Origin of the sequence: Mycobacterium sp. (assembly GCF_036490025.1) — a bacterium.
Lineage (GTDB): Bacteria > Actinomycetota > Actinomycetes > Mycobacteriales > Mycobacteriaceae > Mycobacterium.
Map to the genome: position 1 here is coordinate 52,253 of NZ_DASXEP010000167.1, position 14,530 is coordinate 66,782.

Here is a 14,530-nt window from a genome sequence, read left to right on the forward strand (position 1 = left end):
GATGTACGACAACAGGCGTTACGACACGCCAGCGTCAGGGTCGCCACAGATCGTGCGACGACCAGCAGAATGACACCGATATTCAGGTTTGAACCGAAGGGACAACGATGACCGTGAAATTGCTCGCCACCGGGGTGGCGGCCGTGGCCACCATCGGCGCCGCCGCGGCCGGCATGACGTCGCTGGCTTCCGGCGTCGCATCCGCACCGCAGGTGATGCCCGTCGTGCTCAACGCACCGCTCGACCCGCCGCCGGCGCCGGGCCAGGCGCCGCCGCCGAGCCCCGAGCAGCTGGCCGACCTGTGCAACCGGGTCACCGACCCCGGCGTGGGCTACGAGACCAAAGCCGGCCTGGTGGAAAACGGCATCCCCTCGAACGAGGGCCACGTTGCCGACCACGACCTGCGCAAGGCCTACCGCAACGGGAACTTCCCGGAGCAGTTCGCCGTCACGAACATCCAGCCAGTGGGTCCGAACGCGGTCAAAGCCGACGTCGCCATCACCGGCCCCAAGTTCGCCGGTCCGGTCGAGAAGAATCTGGCGTTCATCGACCAGGGCGGCACCTGGGTGCTGCAGCACGACTCCGCCCTCGCGCTGGTGCAGGCAGCCACCGCGACCAACTAAACGGCCACGGCCCGCAGGTCGATCCGCGCGACACGCGCGGGATCGGCTAGCACGTCGATGGCGGCGACCCGTCCCGCGCGGACGACGAAGCCCATGATGGCGGTCGCGCGGCCGTCGACGAAGATCACCGCGCCGGCGGCGCCGTTGACGACGGCGGGCCGCACTTCGCGTTCTGCTGCGGCGTAGCTTCTGGCCAGCCCGGCGACGGCGGACGCCCCGCGTGCCGAGCGTTGTCCGGCCGGGCCGGGGCCGAAATCGCCGCGCAATGACACGTCGGGATCCAGCACGGCGACCAGTCGATCGAAGTCACCGGCACGTCCGGCGGCAAAGAAGGCGTCGACGACGGCGTGCTGGGCCACCAAGTCGGTGTCCGGGCTGGGCGCGGCCTGCGCAATGCGGTGGCGTGCCCGGCTGGCCAGTTTGCGGGTGGCCTCCGGCGACCGCTCGACGATCGACGCGATCTCGTCGAACGGAACCGCGAACACGTCGTGCAGGACGAACGCCAGTCGCTCAGCCGGTGCCAAGGTGTCCAGAATCACGAACAACGCCATTCCCACCGCGTCGGCCAGCATCGCCTGATGCTCAGGATCGACGTCGCCGACCCCGTCGACCACGGGGTCCGGCACGTGCGGGACGAGTTCTTCAACAGGCCGGGCCCGGCGGCTTCGCAAGGTATTCAAGCAAATTCGTGCCACAACGGTCGTCAGCCAGGCGTCCAGGTTGGTCACCTGGCGGCCGTCGACCTCGGTCAACCGCAGCCAGGCTTCCTGCACGGCATCCTCGGCGTCGGCGACCGAGCCCAACATGCGGTAAGCCACCGCGCCCAGATGCGGCCGGGCGGCGCGGAATCGCGCTGCGAAGTCCGCGTCCGCCGTCATCGCTGGCTGGTGTCGGGCAGCGCGCACACCATGCCTTCGCTGAAACCGGAGGCGCCGATACCCAACGCGAGGTTGAATCGGCCGCGAAGGTTGCCGAGGGTGATGATGTGGGTCAGCCCCACCAGTTGAGCGTTATCGAAATGCACGCGCAGGCCGTCGAAAAGCTCGTCGCTGACCTCGACCGGGGTGCGACTGACCGCCGTGGCGTATTCGAGAATGAGCTTGTCGAGCGCCGAGAAGCAGGCCGCGCTGCGGTAGTCGGACAGTGCCAGCAGCTCGTCGTCGGTGAGCCCCCAGCGGCGCGCGATCGCCGAACCGAGATCGATGCAGTACTCGCAACGCACCGTCATTGCCGACTTCAGCTCGGCGAGCGCACGCTGCCGGGGACTGAGAACGTCCATTTTCGACTCCGCCAGTTCCAGGCGACCATATGCGCTGAGCAGCTTGGGGATATAGGCATACATGCGCAGCGGCTCCAGCATCGTCGCGGTTTCCAGGCCGGTCATCTGCTTGAAACGCCGTTTGGTGAAGAAGTAGGCGATTCGGGCGCCTAGTCCGGCGTCGTGGTCGGACAGTCCGATGAGTCGTGGCATGGCGGTCTCCCTCAGGCATGGCGGCGTGTTGTCTATATCGACACCTGCCGGCGCCGAAACGTGACCGCGCGCTACGCCTGCTCGGCGTGCTGGGTGACCGCGTCCAGATCGAGCAAGCGCGCGTGCAGGACGGTTCGATTTCGCAGCGCCGCGCGGACCGCGCGATGCAAGCCGTCCTCGAGGTAACAGATGCCTTTCCATTTGACGGCGTGCGGAAAGAGATCGCCGTAGAACGTGGAGTCCTCGGACAGCAGGCGATCGAGCGCCAGCACAGTCGTGGTGGTGACCAACTCGTCGAGCCGGATCTGTCGCGGCGGAATCCGCGACCAGTCCCGATAGGACAGGCCGTGCTCCGGATACGGCTTGCCTTCGCGCACACCCTTGAAGATCATCTGCGGCTCGTTTCCGGCGCGGCCCTCCCCGATGTGGCCATGCAGGACAGGCTAGCGCCACGACGATGCGGGCCGAACCGGCCCGAGGAGGAGTGGCGCCGTCAGCTAGCGCCACGACGATGCGGGCCGAACCGGCCCGAGGATGGAGTGGCGCCGTCAGCCAGCGCTAGGACTGGAAAGCGCGCGTAAAGCGGTCGTCGCTGGTGATCCCCGTAAACTGGACCGGGTTAGGAGGGTGAACCTGGATGGCAAGTGCCGATGAGCGCCGCTTTGAGGTGCTGCGCGCGATCGTCGCCGACTTCGTAGCCACCCAGGAACCAATCGGTTCGAAGTCGCTGGTGGAAAGGCATAATCTCGGCGTCTCGTCCGCGACCGTGCGTAACGACATGGCCGTCCTGGAGGCCGAGGGCTACATCGCCCAGCCGCACACCAGCTCCGGTCGGGTGCCGACGGAGAAGGGCTACCGCGAGTTCGTTGACCGGCTCGATGACGTCAAGCCGCTGTCGGCCGCCGAGCGGCGCGCCATTCAGGGTTTTCTGGAGTCCGGCGTGGACCTCGACGACGTGCTGCGTCGCGCGGTCCGGCTGCTGGCCCAGCTGACCCGGCAGGTGGCCGTCGTGCAGTACCCGACGCTGTCGACGTCGACCGTCCGGCACTTGGAAGTGATCGCGCTGACCCCGGCCCGGCTGCTGATGATCGTGATCACCGACACCGGCCGGGTGGACCAGCGCGTCGTCGAGCTCGGCGACGTGATCGACGACCACCAATTGTCGCAGCTGCGCGAAATGCTCGGCCAGGCGCTGGACGGCAAGAAGCTCTCCGCGGCGTCGATCGCCGTCGCCGACCTGGCCGCCCACCTCGACGGTCGCGGCGGACAATCCAAGAGCCTCAGCGACGCGGTCGGCCGCTCGGCGACGGTGCTGCTCGAGTCGCTGGTCGAGCACACCGAGGAGCGACTGCTGCTGGGTGGCACCGCCAACCTGACCCGCAACACCGCCGACTTCGGTGGCTCGTTGCGGTCGATCCTGGAAGCACTCGAAGAGCAGGTCGTCGTGTTGCGGCTGCTGGCGGCTCAGCAGGAAGCCGGCAAAGTCACCGTGCGCATCGGGCACGAGACCGAGGCCGAGCAGATGATGGGCACTTCGGTGGTGTCCACCACCTACGGCACCCTCGACACCGTCTACGGCGGCATGGGGGTCCTCGGGCCCACCCGAATGGACTACCCGGGAACTATCGCTAGTGTCGCTGCGGTTGCTATGTACATCGGCGAAGTGCTGGGTACGCGATGAACCCGCACTACATGCACAATCTATTGATGGCCGCCCTCGAGCGGCCGAACATGGCGTAAGAGCCCAAGGAAGGTCAAGCGTGGCACGCGACTATTACGGTCTGCTCGGCGTGGGCAAGAACGCGAGCGATGCGGAGCTCAAGCGCGCGTATCGCAAGCTGGCCCGCGAACTGCACCCCGACGTCAACCCCGACGAGGTCGCCCAGGCGAAGTTCAAAGAGATCAGCGTCGCCTACGAAGTGCTGTCCGACCCCGACAAGCGGCGCATCGTCGACATGGGCGGCGATCCGCTGGAAAACGTGGCGTCGGCCGGCGGTGGATTCGGCGGCTTCGGCGGTTTAGGCGACGTCTTCGAAGCATTCTTCGGCGGGGGCGCGACCTCGCGCGGACCGGTCGGACGGGTCCGGCCGGGCTCGGACTCGCTGCTGCGGATGCGGCTGGATCTGACCGAATGCGCGACCGGTGTCAGCAAGCAGGTCACCGTCGACACCGCGGTGCTGTGCGACCGGTGCCAGGGCCGTGGCACGAACGGCCAATCGACACCGATGACCTGCGACACCTGCGGTGGTCGCGGGGAAGTGCAAACCGTGCAGCGTTCGTTGCTTGGCCAGGTGATGACGGCGCGACCGTGCCCCACCTGCCGCGGCGTCGGCGAAGTCATTCCCGACCCGTGCCACCACTGCGGCGGCGACGGACGAGTGCAGGCTCGCCGGGACATCACCGTGAAGATTCCCGCGGGCGTCGGCGACGGCATGCGGGTCCGGCTCGCCGCTCAGGGTGAGGTCGGACCCGGCGGGGGACCGGCCGGCGACCTCTACGTCGAGATTCACGAACAGCCGCACGACATCTTCGTGCGCGACGGCGACGATCTGCACTGCACGATCTCGGTGCCGATGGTGGACGCGGCCCTGGGCACCACGGTGACCGTGGACGCGATCCTCGACGGCCTGACCGAGATCACCATCCCCGCGGGAACCCAGCCGAATTCGGTGACGACCCGGCGCGGTCACGGGATGCCACACCTGCGTTCCGGAGCGCGCGGCGACCTGCATGTGCACGTCGAGGTGGTGGTGCCGGATCGGCTCGACCACGCCGACGCCGAGCTGTTGCGCGAATTCAAGAGCCGCCGCGGTCGTGACGTCACCGAGGTTCGGTCGACGCACGCCGCCGCCACCAACGGTGGGTTGTTCAGCCGGCTGCGCGAAACCTTCACCGGGCGCTAATTGCCTGGCCTGTTCTACATCGACGCGCTGCCCGGCAGCGGTGAGCCGGCCGTCGTCGACGGCGACGACGGTTTCCACGCCGCTACTGTGCGACGCATCCGCGAGGGCGAGGAGCTGATTCTCGGCGACGGCGTCGGTGGTTTGGCCCGCTGTGTTGTCGAGCAGACCGGCCGCGACGGGCTGCGCGCCCGGGTGGCGACCCGTTGGCAGGTGCCGCCGGCTCAGCCGCAGGTGACCGTGGTCCAGGCGCTGCCCAAATCTGAGCGCTCCGAGCTGGCCATCGAGCTGGCCACCGAGGCCGGCGTCGACTCGTTGGTGGCCTGGCAGGCTGCGCGCTGCGTGGCCCGATGGGAGGGCGCTCGCGCCGACAAGGGCCTGCGGCGCTGGCGCGCGGTCGCACGCGCTGCCGCTCAACAATCGCGACGCGCGTACATCCCGTCGGTCGATGGTGTGCTTTCGACTGCCGCGCTGACGCGGCGGATCGCCGACGAGGTGGCGTCCGGCGGTGTCGTGCTGGCGCTGCACGAGTCTGCCGACCAGTCGCTGACGGAGCTGCAGCTGGCACAGGCGAAGTCGGTGACGTTGGTTGTCGGTCCCGAGGGCGGGATCGCTCCCGACGAGTTGGCCGCGCTGGCGGATGCCGGCGCCGTCGCCGTCCGGCTGGGCCCGACGGTGCTGCGCACCTCGACCGCGGCTGCCGTCGCATTGGGCGCGCTGGGCGTCTTGACGCCGCGGTGGGAACAGCCCGACCACGGGTCGCGCAGCGCGCCGAGATCGACGTGAGCGCGGCGTGTTCTCGACTTTTCCCACGCTGGCGGCGATCTCGACGTTGGTGGGCAGTCAGCGGCTAACCATTGGGTTGGCCAACCGACCGGCGGTAGACTCGAGAGGCTAACCCGCTGGCTACACCGCAGAAAGCAGGCATTAGAACCCACGTGACGCCCCGCGAAACCAACGCTGCTGGTTCGTCGACATCTCAGGTCCGCAGCAGCATCGACGTTCCGCCCGACCTCGTCATGGGCCTGCTCGGTTCCGCCGACGAAAACCTCCGCGCCCTCGAAGGCCTGCTGGCCGCCGATCTGCATGTGCGCGGCAACGCGGTGACGCTCTCCGGTGCGCCCGCCGACGTCGCGCTCGCCGAGCGGGTGCTCTCCGAACTCGTGACGATCGTCGCCGGTGGCCACCCGCTGACCCCCGAGGAGGTGCGCCACAGCGTCGGGATGCTGGTCGGCACCGGCAACGAGTCACCGGCCGAGGTGCTGACGCTGGACATCTTGTCCCGACGCGGCAAGTCGATTCGGCCCAAAACGCTCAACCAGAAGCGCTACGTCGACGCCATCGATCACCACACCATCGTGTTCTCAATCGGTCCGGCCGGGACCGGCAAGACTTACCTGGCCATGGCCAAGGCGGTCAACGCGCTGAAGACCAAACAGGTCACCCGCATCATCTTGACCCGGCCGGCGGTGGAAGCCGGTGAGCGGCTTGGCTTTCTGCCGGGCACGCTGAGCGAGAAGATCGATCCCTACCTTCGTCCGCTCTACGATGCGCTGCACGACATGATGGACCCCGAACTGATCCCGAAGTTGATGGCGTCCGGGGTGATCGAGGTCGCGCCGCTGGCATACATGCGGGGTAGGGCGCAGCCGATGTTCACCAAAGTGTTGACTCCCAATGGCTTTCGACCCATCGGTGAGCTTCGGGTCGGGGACATGGTAATCGGCTCGGATGGACACCCGACCGAGATTCTCGGTGTTTACCCGCAGGGTTTCAAGGAGATCTACCGCGTCCACACCCAGGACGGTTCGTCGACACTCGCATCAGGTGACCACCTCTGGTCCGTCTACACCCGTGCAGATCGCCTCCGTGGCAAGCCAGCACGCGTGCTGCAAACCAAAGAGATGGTCGGCAACCTTCGGGCGGCGCACTACCACCGCTACGAATTGCCTCTGTTGAGTGCGCCCGTCAGTTTCGAACCACAGCCGGTGTTGATGGATCCATATGCGCTGGGACTGCTTCTAGGCGACGGGTGTCTTACTTGCTCGACGACGTCCAGTTTCGCCACCAACGATCCCGAGTTGGCTGAATCCCTGGGCCGCCTGATACCTGGTATTGAGGTGCGGCGAAAGTCTGTGGTGGATTATGTGCTGAACCGGATCACCCATCCCGGCGAGGTAATCACGATCGAAAACCCGGTGACAGGTGTCTTGCGTCGACTCGGCCTTGCGGGTTCGCGTTCCAATACCAAGTTCATTCCTGATTGCTACTTGATCAACTCAGCCGACGTGAGGCTAGCTGTCCTTCAGGGTCTGCTCGACTCTGATGGCGGTCCGGTAACTCAGGCCGGCCGAACCTGTCGTATCCAGTTCACCACCGTGTCTCACCGACTGCGCGACGATGTTGTATTTCTGGTTCAGTCGCTCGGAGGGGTCGTCACCCAACGGACCCGGCTTGCCGCTAACCGCAAGCCGGGATTAGCCCGCGGTCGAGACGTGCACCATCGCTCTGACGCCCACACACTCGATATTCGTCTGCCCGAGGGCATTGTCCCCTTCCGCCTAGCACGGAAAGCCGCCAAGTACGACGCAACCGGCGGGGGTCGTCCGATGCGATTCGTTGACCGTATCGAGTCCGCTGGTACCGAGGAGGCAGTGTGCATACGGGTCGCGGCGGCGGACTCGCTATATGTGACAGAAGATTTTCTGCTTACGCACAACACGCTCAACGATGCGTTCATCATCCTCGACGAGGCGCAGAACACCACTGCCGAGCAGATGAAGATGTTTCTCACCCGACTCGGATTCGGCTCCAAAGTCGTTGTCACCGGCGATGTTACGCAGGTCGACCTGCCGGGCGGCAATCGATCGGGGCTGCGGGCGGCGGTCGACATCCTGGACGGCATCGACGACATTCACGTCACGGAGTTGACCAGTGCTGACGTGGTCCGGCATCGGCTGGTCTCCGAAATCGTGGACGCCTACGCACGATACGAGGAGCCCGGGCTGACGCTGAACCGGGCTGCGCGACGTGGCTCGAGCGCCCGCAGCCGCCGGTGAGCGCGCCGTGAGTCGCGCCGGCGACGATGCAGAGCGAAGCGATGAGGAGGAGCGGCGCCAGTGAGCATCGAAGTCGCCAACGAATCCGGAATCGACGTCTCCGAATCCGAATTGGTCAGCGTCGCAAGGTTCGTCATCAACGAGATGGACGTCAATCCGGTCGCTGAGCTGTCGATGGTGCTGTTGGACACCGCGGCGATGGCCGACCTGCACATGCGCTGGATGGACCTGCCCGGGCCAACCGATGTGATGAGCTTTCCGATGGACGAGCTCGAGCCGGGCGGCCGGCCCGACGCGCCTGAGCCGGGACCGGCGATGCTCGGTGACATCGTGTTGTGCCCCGAGTTCGCCGCGGAGCAGGCCGCGGCCGCCGGTCATTCGCTGGGTCATGAGTTGGCGCTGCTGACAATTCACGGCGTACTGCATCTGCTCGGCTACGACCACGGCGAGCCGGACGAAGAAAAAGAGATGTTCGCCTTGCAGCGCCGGCTGCTCGAGGAGTGGGTCGCCGATCAAGTGCAGGTCTACCGTCAGCAACGCCAGCACGAGCGCGACCAGCGGTTGCTAGACAAATCAAGGCATTTCGACAATTGAACAGCCTCGCCTCACTGGTCGGTGGGATCGTGCTGATCTGCCTGGGCAGCGTGTTCGCGGCCATCGATGCCGCGATCAGCACGGTGTCGATGGCACGGGTGCACGAAATGGTTCGCGACGAGCGGCCGGGGGCGGTGCGTCTGGCCAAGTTGATGACCGACCGGCCCCGATACATCAACCTGGTGGTGCTGCTGCGGATCGTCTGCGAAATCAGCGCGACGGTACTGCTGGCCCGGTTTTTCTATCGGGAAGTGAGCCGCGACTGGGGCCTGTTGATCGCCGCGGCCGTCATGGTGGTGATCAGCTTCGTCGTCATCGGGGTCGGTCCGCGGACGCTCGGGCGCCAAAACGCCTATTCGATTGCCCTGGTGTCAGCGCTCCCGCTGCAGGTGATTTCGGTGTTGCTGGCGCCGATCAGCCGGCTACTAGTGGTGCTCGGGAACATGCTGACGCCCGGTCGGGGCTTCCGCAACGGACCGTTCGCCTCCGAAATCGAGTTGCGTGAAGTCGTCGACCTGGCACAGCAACGCGGTGTGGTCGCCGCCGACGAGCGACGGATGATCCAGTCGGTGTTCGAACTCGGCGACACGCCGGCCCGTGAGGTGATGGTGCCGCGCACCGAGATGATCTGGATCGAAAGCGACAAGTCCGCCGACGAAGCGACCTCGGTGGCCGTGCGCAGCGGGCATTCCCGCATCCCGGTCATCGGTGAGAACGTCGACGACATTGTCGGGGTGGTATACCTGAAAGACTGTGTCCAGCAAGCGTATTACTCGTCCGTGGGCGGTCGCGACACCGTCGTCACGGAGGTGATGCGCCCGGCGGTGTTCGTGCCGGACTCCAAGCCGCTGGATCAGCTGCTGCGAGAGATGCAGCGCGACCGTAATCACATGACGTTGTTGGTCGACGAATACGGCGCGATTGCCGGGTTGGTGACGATCGAGGATGTGCTGGAAGAGATCGTTGGTGAAATCGCCGACGAATACGACGCGGCCGAGGTCGCGCCGGTAGAGGATCTGGGCCACAATCGGTTTCGGGTATCTGCGCGGCTACCGATAGAGGACGTCGGTGAGTTGTACGGCGTGGAATTCGACGAGCATCTCGACGTGGACACGGTCGGCGGGTTACTGGCCTTGGAGTTGGGTCGCGTTCCACTGCCCGGCTCCGAGGTGGTATCCCACGGCCTACGGTTGCACGCCGAGGGAGGTCCCGACCATCGCGGGCGGGTCCGCATCGGCACCGTACTGCTCAGCCGCGCGGAGGTCGTGGGTGCGGAAAGTGACTGAATTTCATTCCGGCTTCGTCTGTTTCGTCGGACGGCCGAACACGGGTAAATCGACGCTGACCAACGCGGTGGTCGGCTCGAAAGTGGCGATCACGTCGAGCCGTCCGCAGACCACCCGGCACACCATTCGGGGCATCGTGCACCGCGACGATTTCCAGATCATCCTGGTCGACACACCGGGACTGCATCGGCCGCGCACGCTACTGGGTAAGCGGCTCAACGACTTGGTCCGCGACACCTACAGCGAAGTCGACGCCATCGGCTTGTGCATCCCTGCCGACGAGGCGATCGGACCGGGGGACAGGTGGATCGTCGAGCAGATCCGCTCCACCGCGCCTAGAACGACCTTGGTTGCCGTCGTCACCAAAGCCGACAAGGCGTCCAAAGGCCAGTTGGCTGCCCAGCTCGTTGCCGTGAGCGAGTTGGTCGGCGACGCCGCGGAGATCGTCCCGGTCTCGGCGGTCACCGGTGAGCAAATCGACGTGCTCACCGGGGTACTGGCCGCCGCACTGCCGGCCGGACCGCCGTACTACCCCGACGGCGAGCTCACCGATGAACCCGAGGAAGTCCTGATGGCCGAGTTCATCCGGGAAGCCGCATTGGAAGGCGTGCGCGACGAGTTGCCGCATTCGCTGGCGGTGGTCATCGACGAGGTGAATCCACGCGAGGGCCGTGACGACCTGATCGATGTGCACGCCGTGCTGTTCGTCGAGCGGGACAGCCAGAAGGGCATCGTGATCGGCAAAGGCGGGGCGCGGCTGCGCGAGGTGGGCACCGTCGCCCGGAGCCAGATCGAGAAGCTGCTGGGCACCAAGGTCTACCTCGAGTTACGCGTCAAGGTTGCCAAAAACTGGCAACGAGACCCTAAACAGCTTGGCAGGCTTGGCTTTTGAGCCTCAGTCAACACCGCCGAGCAGACGCAAAAGCCCCTAACGCCCCGGCGTGTTGGGAGCTTTTGCGTCTGCTCGTGTGTCCGTGCCGGTATTCCACCACACGACCGGTTGCTTGGCCGTCCAGCCGCCCAGCGCCTCCAATTCGGCGGCGAGAGAAATCAGCAGCGGCTCGCTGTTGGCCGGTCCCATCAGTTGCACGCCGATCGGCAAGCCTTCCGAGGTGAAGCCGGCCGGAACATTGATCGACGGCCACCCCAACACATTCCACGGCCAGGTGACCGGGCAGGCGGCGATCATTTGGCGATCGGTGCCCAGACCACTGAGCCGGTCGAAGGTGTGTGCCGCCGGGGCAGGCTGCGCGGTCGTCGGCGCGAGCACGACGTCCACGATGCGGAAAATCGAGCCCACCCGACGCTGGTCGGCCGCTTCGTGGGCACGGGCGGAACGCAGTATCGACTCGGACAGCACCCGGCCCATCCGCATGTTGGACAGCGTCCGGTCGTCCAGCTCCACGCCGTCACCCAGCCGCTGGGCCCATTCCAGCAGCCCGGATGTGGACCGCGACAAGAAGTTCCAGGACAACCGCAGCCCGTAATCGGGATTACCCGAGACGACGTTGTGGCCGAGCAGTCGAAGTTGGTCGCCCACCGATTCGACCGCTGTCCTGATCTCTGGATGCAGGCGAGCCCGAAATGCGGTGAACGGGAACCGAGTTGACAGCGCGATGCGCAGGGGGCCGGGTGCGATGCCGACATGGTCGGACACCGTCACCGGTTGCGGCTTGTGCAGGTCGCCGTCGACGTTGCCGGATGCGGCGTCGAGCACCAGCGCCGCGTCCGCGACGGTGCGGGCCAGCACGCCGTTGACCGTGATTCCGTTGAACGCCTCCCGCAGCGGCCACGTCGAGATGCGGCCACGCTGGGGTTTGATGCCGACCAGGTGGGTCCAGGCGGCCGGGATGCGGACGCTGCCTGCTCCATCGGAGCCGATCGCGGCGGTGACCAAGCCGGCGGCCACCGCGGCCGCGCTGCCACCGGAGGATCCGCCGGGTGTGTGCTTGCGCGACCACGGGTTGCGGGTGTGGCCGAACCCGGGTCCGCTGGTGAACGGCCATTGGCCCAGTTCGCAGGTGTTGGTCTTGCCGACGATCACGGCACCGGCCGCCTTGAGGCGGCGTACTACCTCGGCGTCTTCGGTGGCCGGCCGCACGTACCCGGATGTGCCGAAGGCGGTGGGCTGCCCGGCGACGTCGACGTCGTCTTTGACTGCGATCGGCACACCCAGCAGCGGTGCCTGATCGCCGGCGGCGCGCCTACGGTCGGCCTCGGCAGCGTCGGCCAGCGCGGTCTCGGTGAGCACCACGCGGAAGGCATTCAGCGTCGATTGGCTCAGGTCGATGGCGTGCAGGGAGCGACGAACCAGCTCGTCAGAGGTCACCGCGCCGCTGGCTAACTGGTAGAGCTGGTCGGTCAGCGTCGGGAAGCGGCGATAGGCGGAGTTACTCATCGGTATCGACATTATCGGCGCGTGCGCGAGGTGCCGTCGCAACGTGGTGACAAACTGATATCTATGCGGCTGTACCGGGACCGGGCGGTGGTGCTGCGCCAGCACAAGCTCGGCGAAGCCGACCGGATCATCACCATGCTCACCCGCGACCACGGACTGGTCCGCGCGGTGGCCAAGGGTGTGCGCCGCACCCGCAGCAAGTTCGGCGCGCGTCTGGAGCCGTTCGCGCATATCGATGTACAGCTGCATCCGGGCCGCAATCTGGACATCGTCACGCAGGTTGTCTCGCTTGACGCGTTCGCCACCGACATCGTCAGCGACTACGGCCGCTACACCAGCGCGTGCGCGATGCTGGAAACGGCCGAGCGCCTCGCCGGCGAGGAGCGGGCACCCGCCCCGGAATTGCATCGACTCACCGTCGGTGCGCTGCGCGCGGTGGCCGACGGTAGCCGGCCCCGCGAACTGGTGCTCGACGCGTATCTGCTGCGCGCGATGAGCATCGCCGGGTGGGCCCCGGCGCTGACCGAATGTGCCCGCTGCGCCACGCCGGGTCCGCACCGGGCATTTCACGTCGCCGCGGGCGGCACCGTCTGCGGGTACTGCCGCCCCGCCGGTGCGACGACGCCACCGCTGGGTGTGCTGGATCTGATGTCAGCGCTGCGCGACGGCGATTGGGAGGCCGCGGAAAACGCACCGCAATCGGCCCGCAGCCACGCCAGCGGATTGGTGGCCGCTCACCTGCAATGGCATCTGGAGCGCCAGCTGCGAACCTTGCCGTTGGTCGAGCGGATGCGACGTGTCGATGTGGTCGATCAGAGCCTCCTCGACCGTCGCATAGCTCTGGTCAGGCAGGATGTGGCTGATGGGGACGAGCCGGGTGAGCCGCTCAGAGCGCAGGGCTGAGCGCAAGCGGAAGCCCGATTTTCCGCAGCTCGCCCCGGCGCCCGAGGACTATCCGGTCTTCCCGGACACCTCGACGTGGCCGGTGGTTTTTCCGGCGTTGCCGCCGTCGCCCGATGGCGGGCCCCGCCGGCCACCCCAACACATCTCCAAGGCGGCCGCCCCGCGGATTGCGGCGGACCAGTTGCCCGATCACGTCGCCATCGTGATGGACGGCAACGGCCGCTGGGCCACCCAGCGCGGTCTGCCCCGCGTCGAAGGCCACAAGATGGGCGAGGCGGTCGTCGTCGATATCGTCTGCGGCGCAATAGAAGTCGGAATCAAGTGGTTGAGCCTCTATGCGTTCTCCACCGAGAACTGGAAGCGGTCCGCCGACGAAGTCCGGTTCCTGATGGGGTTCAACCGCGACGTGGTCCGCCGCCGTCGAGTCAGCCTCAACGAGATGGGCGTGAAGATCCGGTGGGTGGGCTCGCGTCCACGCCTGTGGCGCAGCGTGATCAACGAGTTGGCGGTCGCAGAGGACATGACGCAGAGCAACGACGTGATCACGGTGAACTATTGCGTCAACTACGGTGGTCGTACTGAGATTGCCGAAGCGGCAAGGGATATCGCGCGTGAGGCTGCGGCGGGCAAGCTGAACCCCGAGCGGGTGACCGAGACGACCGTCGCGCGGCATCTGAACCGGCCGGACATCCCCGACGTGGACCTGTTGCTGCGAACTTCGGGTGAGCAGCGGACGAGTAACTTCATGCTCTGGCAAGCGGCCTACGCCGAGTACATCTTCCAGGACACGCTCTGGCCCGACTACGACCGCCGCAACCTGTGGGCGGCCTGCGAGGAGTATGCATTGCGACATCGACGGTTCGGGACGGCATGATGCCTTCCCTGCAGGAGCGTTTGCTCTCAGTGCTTTCCGAGGTGCTGCACGTCGAGGAGGAATCCGACGGAGCGCTGACCGTGCATCACGACGGCACGATCGCGTCGTTACGGGTGGTCACCGTCACCGACGACCTCGACCTGGTGTCGCTGACACAGATGGTCGCGTGGGATCTCGTGCTGACCAAGAAGGTTCGTGACACCGTGGCCGAGCAGTCGCGGGCGACCCTGCTGGGGTCGGTGGCGCTGGTGGAGAAGCCCGGTGACGGGCCGGCAAAACGCAATTCCGGGAAGGCCGCAGATGTGGTGTTGCGCTACAACTTTCCGGGCAATGGCCTCAGCGACGAGGCGCTGCGCACGCTGGCCCTGATGGTGCTCGGCAAGGGCGCCGAGATCCGGCGCGCAGTAACGGCATAGCGCCGC

General features: G+C 66.4%; 14 protein-coding genes and 3 pseudogenes. 13 read left to right on the forward strand and 4 right to left on the reverse strand.

What is annotated here, in order from left to right; all coding sequences use genetic code 11:
- Positions 1-107: 107 nt before the first annotated feature.
- On the forward strand, positions 108-623 hold the full coding sequence (locus tag VGG53_RS18890; RefSeq protein WP_331519618.1) for a hypothetical protein: 516 nt from the start codon (positions 108-110) through the stop codon (positions 621-623).
- Here VGG53_RS18890 and VGG53_RS18895 read toward each other — a convergent pair.
- The 3 genes from VGG53_RS18895 to VGG53_RS18905 form a co-directional block, all read right to left on the reverse strand.
- Positions 620-1,501 carry a sigma-70 family RNA polymerase sigma factor gene (locus VGG53_RS18895; RefSeq protein WP_331519619.1) on the reverse strand — a complete coding sequence of 294 codons (882 nt, stop codon included), beginning with the start codon at positions 1,499-1,501 and terminating at the stop codon, positions 620-622. The genes VGG53_RS18890 and VGG53_RS18895 overlap by 4 nt on opposite strands.
- Positions 1,498-2,094, reverse strand: coding sequence for a carboxymuconolactone decarboxylase family protein (locus VGG53_RS18900; protein WP_331519620.1), 597 nt, complete (start codon positions 2,092-2,094; stop codon positions 1,498-1,500). The genes VGG53_RS18895 and VGG53_RS18900 overlap by 4 nt, the downstream gene beginning before the upstream one ends.
- Before the next feature lie 71 nt (positions 2,095-2,165).
- The gene (locus VGG53_RS18905) at positions 2,166-2,486 is read right to left on the reverse strand and encodes a type II toxin-antitoxin system VapB family antitoxin (RefSeq protein ID WP_331519621.1); all 321 of its coding nucleotides are present in this window, start codon (positions 2,484-2,486) and stop codon (positions 2,166-2,168) included.
- A 245-nt stretch (positions 2,487-2,731) separates the two neighbouring features.
- On the opposite strand from VGG53_RS18905, the gene hrcA reads away from it, so the two are divergent.
- From hrcA to era, 9 genes and pseudogenes are all read left to right on the forward strand, one after another.
- Positions 2,732-3,775, forward strand: coding sequence for a heat-inducible transcriptional repressor HrcA (gene hrcA / locus VGG53_RS18910; protein ID WP_331519622.1), 1,044 nt, complete (start codon positions 2,732-2,734; stop codon positions 3,773-3,775).
- Positions 3,776-3,854: 79 nt separating this feature from the next.
- Entirely contained in the window at positions 3,855-4,997 is a 1,143-nt protein-coding gene (gene dnaJ / locus VGG53_RS18915) for a molecular chaperone DnaJ (protein ID WP_331519623.1), read from the forward strand.
- Positions 4,998-5,780, forward strand: a complete 783-nt coding sequence (locus VGG53_RS18920; RefSeq protein WP_331519624.1) for a 16S rRNA (uracil(1498)-N(3))-methyltransferase — start codon at positions 4,998-5,000, stop codon at positions 5,778-5,780.
- 152 nt (positions 5,781-5,932) lie between these two features.
- Positions 5,933-6,637: pseudogene (locus VGG53_RS18925) on the forward strand (PhoH family protein); the annotation flags it as partial.
- A gap of 351 nt (positions 6,638-6,988) precedes the next feature.
- Positions 6,989-7,399 (forward strand): annotated as a pseudogene (locus VGG53_RS18930) (phosphate starvation-inducible protein PhoH); the annotation flags it as partial.
- 315 nt (positions 7,400-7,714) lie between these two features.
- Positions 7,715-8,053 (forward strand): annotated as a pseudogene (locus VGG53_RS18935) (PhoH family protein); the annotation flags it as partial.
- A gap of 60 nt (positions 8,054-8,113) precedes the next feature.
- Positions 8,114-8,647: an rRNA maturation RNase YbeY gene (ybeY, locus tag VGG53_RS18940; protein WP_331519625.1), complete on the forward strand. Its 534-nt coding sequence runs from the start codon at positions 8,114-8,116 to the stop codon at positions 8,645-8,647.
- Positions 8,644-9,933: a hemolysin family protein gene (locus VGG53_RS18945; RefSeq protein WP_331519627.1), complete on the forward strand. Its 1,290-nt coding sequence runs from the start codon at positions 8,644-8,646 to the stop codon at positions 9,931-9,933. The genes ybeY and VGG53_RS18945 overlap by 4 nt, the downstream gene beginning before the upstream one ends.
- A complete protein-coding gene (gene era, locus VGG53_RS18950) occupies positions 9,926-10,825 on the forward strand; it encodes a GTPase Era (RefSeq protein ID WP_331519628.1) in 900 nt (299 codons plus the stop codon). Before VGG53_RS18945 ends, era begins: the two co-directional genes overlap by 8 nt.
- Before the next feature lie 36 nt (positions 10,826-10,861).
- On the opposite strand, the gene VGG53_RS18955 is transcribed toward era, so the two are convergent.
- On the reverse strand, positions 10,862-12,331 hold the full coding sequence (locus VGG53_RS18955) for an amidase (RefSeq protein WP_331519629.1): 1,470 nt from the start codon (positions 12,329-12,331) through the stop codon (positions 10,862-10,864).
- A gap of 63 nt (positions 12,332-12,394) precedes the next feature.
- On the opposite strand from VGG53_RS18955, the gene recO reads away from it, so the two are divergent.
- From recO to VGG53_RS18970, 3 genes are read left to right on the forward strand one after another with little or no spacing between them, the layout of a single operon-like run.
- The gene (recO, locus tag VGG53_RS18960; protein WP_331519630.1) at positions 12,395-13,234 is read left to right on the forward strand and encodes a DNA repair protein RecO; all 840 of its coding nucleotides are present in this window, start codon (positions 12,395-12,397) and stop codon (positions 13,232-13,234) included.
- Positions 13,194-14,108 (forward strand): decaprenyl diphosphate synthase, encoded by a 915-nt coding sequence (locus VGG53_RS18965; protein WP_331519631.1) that lies wholly within the window; start codon positions 13,194-13,196, stop codon positions 14,106-14,108. The genes recO and VGG53_RS18965 overlap by 41 nt, the downstream gene beginning before the upstream one ends.
- Positions 14,108-14,524 carry a hypothetical protein gene (locus tag VGG53_RS18970; RefSeq protein ID WP_331519632.1) on the forward strand — a complete coding sequence of 139 codons (417 nt, stop codon included), beginning with the start codon at positions 14,108-14,110 and terminating at the stop codon, positions 14,522-14,524. The genes VGG53_RS18965 and VGG53_RS18970 overlap by 1 nt, the downstream gene beginning before the upstream one ends.
- Positions 14,525-14,530: the final 6 nt, after the last annotated feature.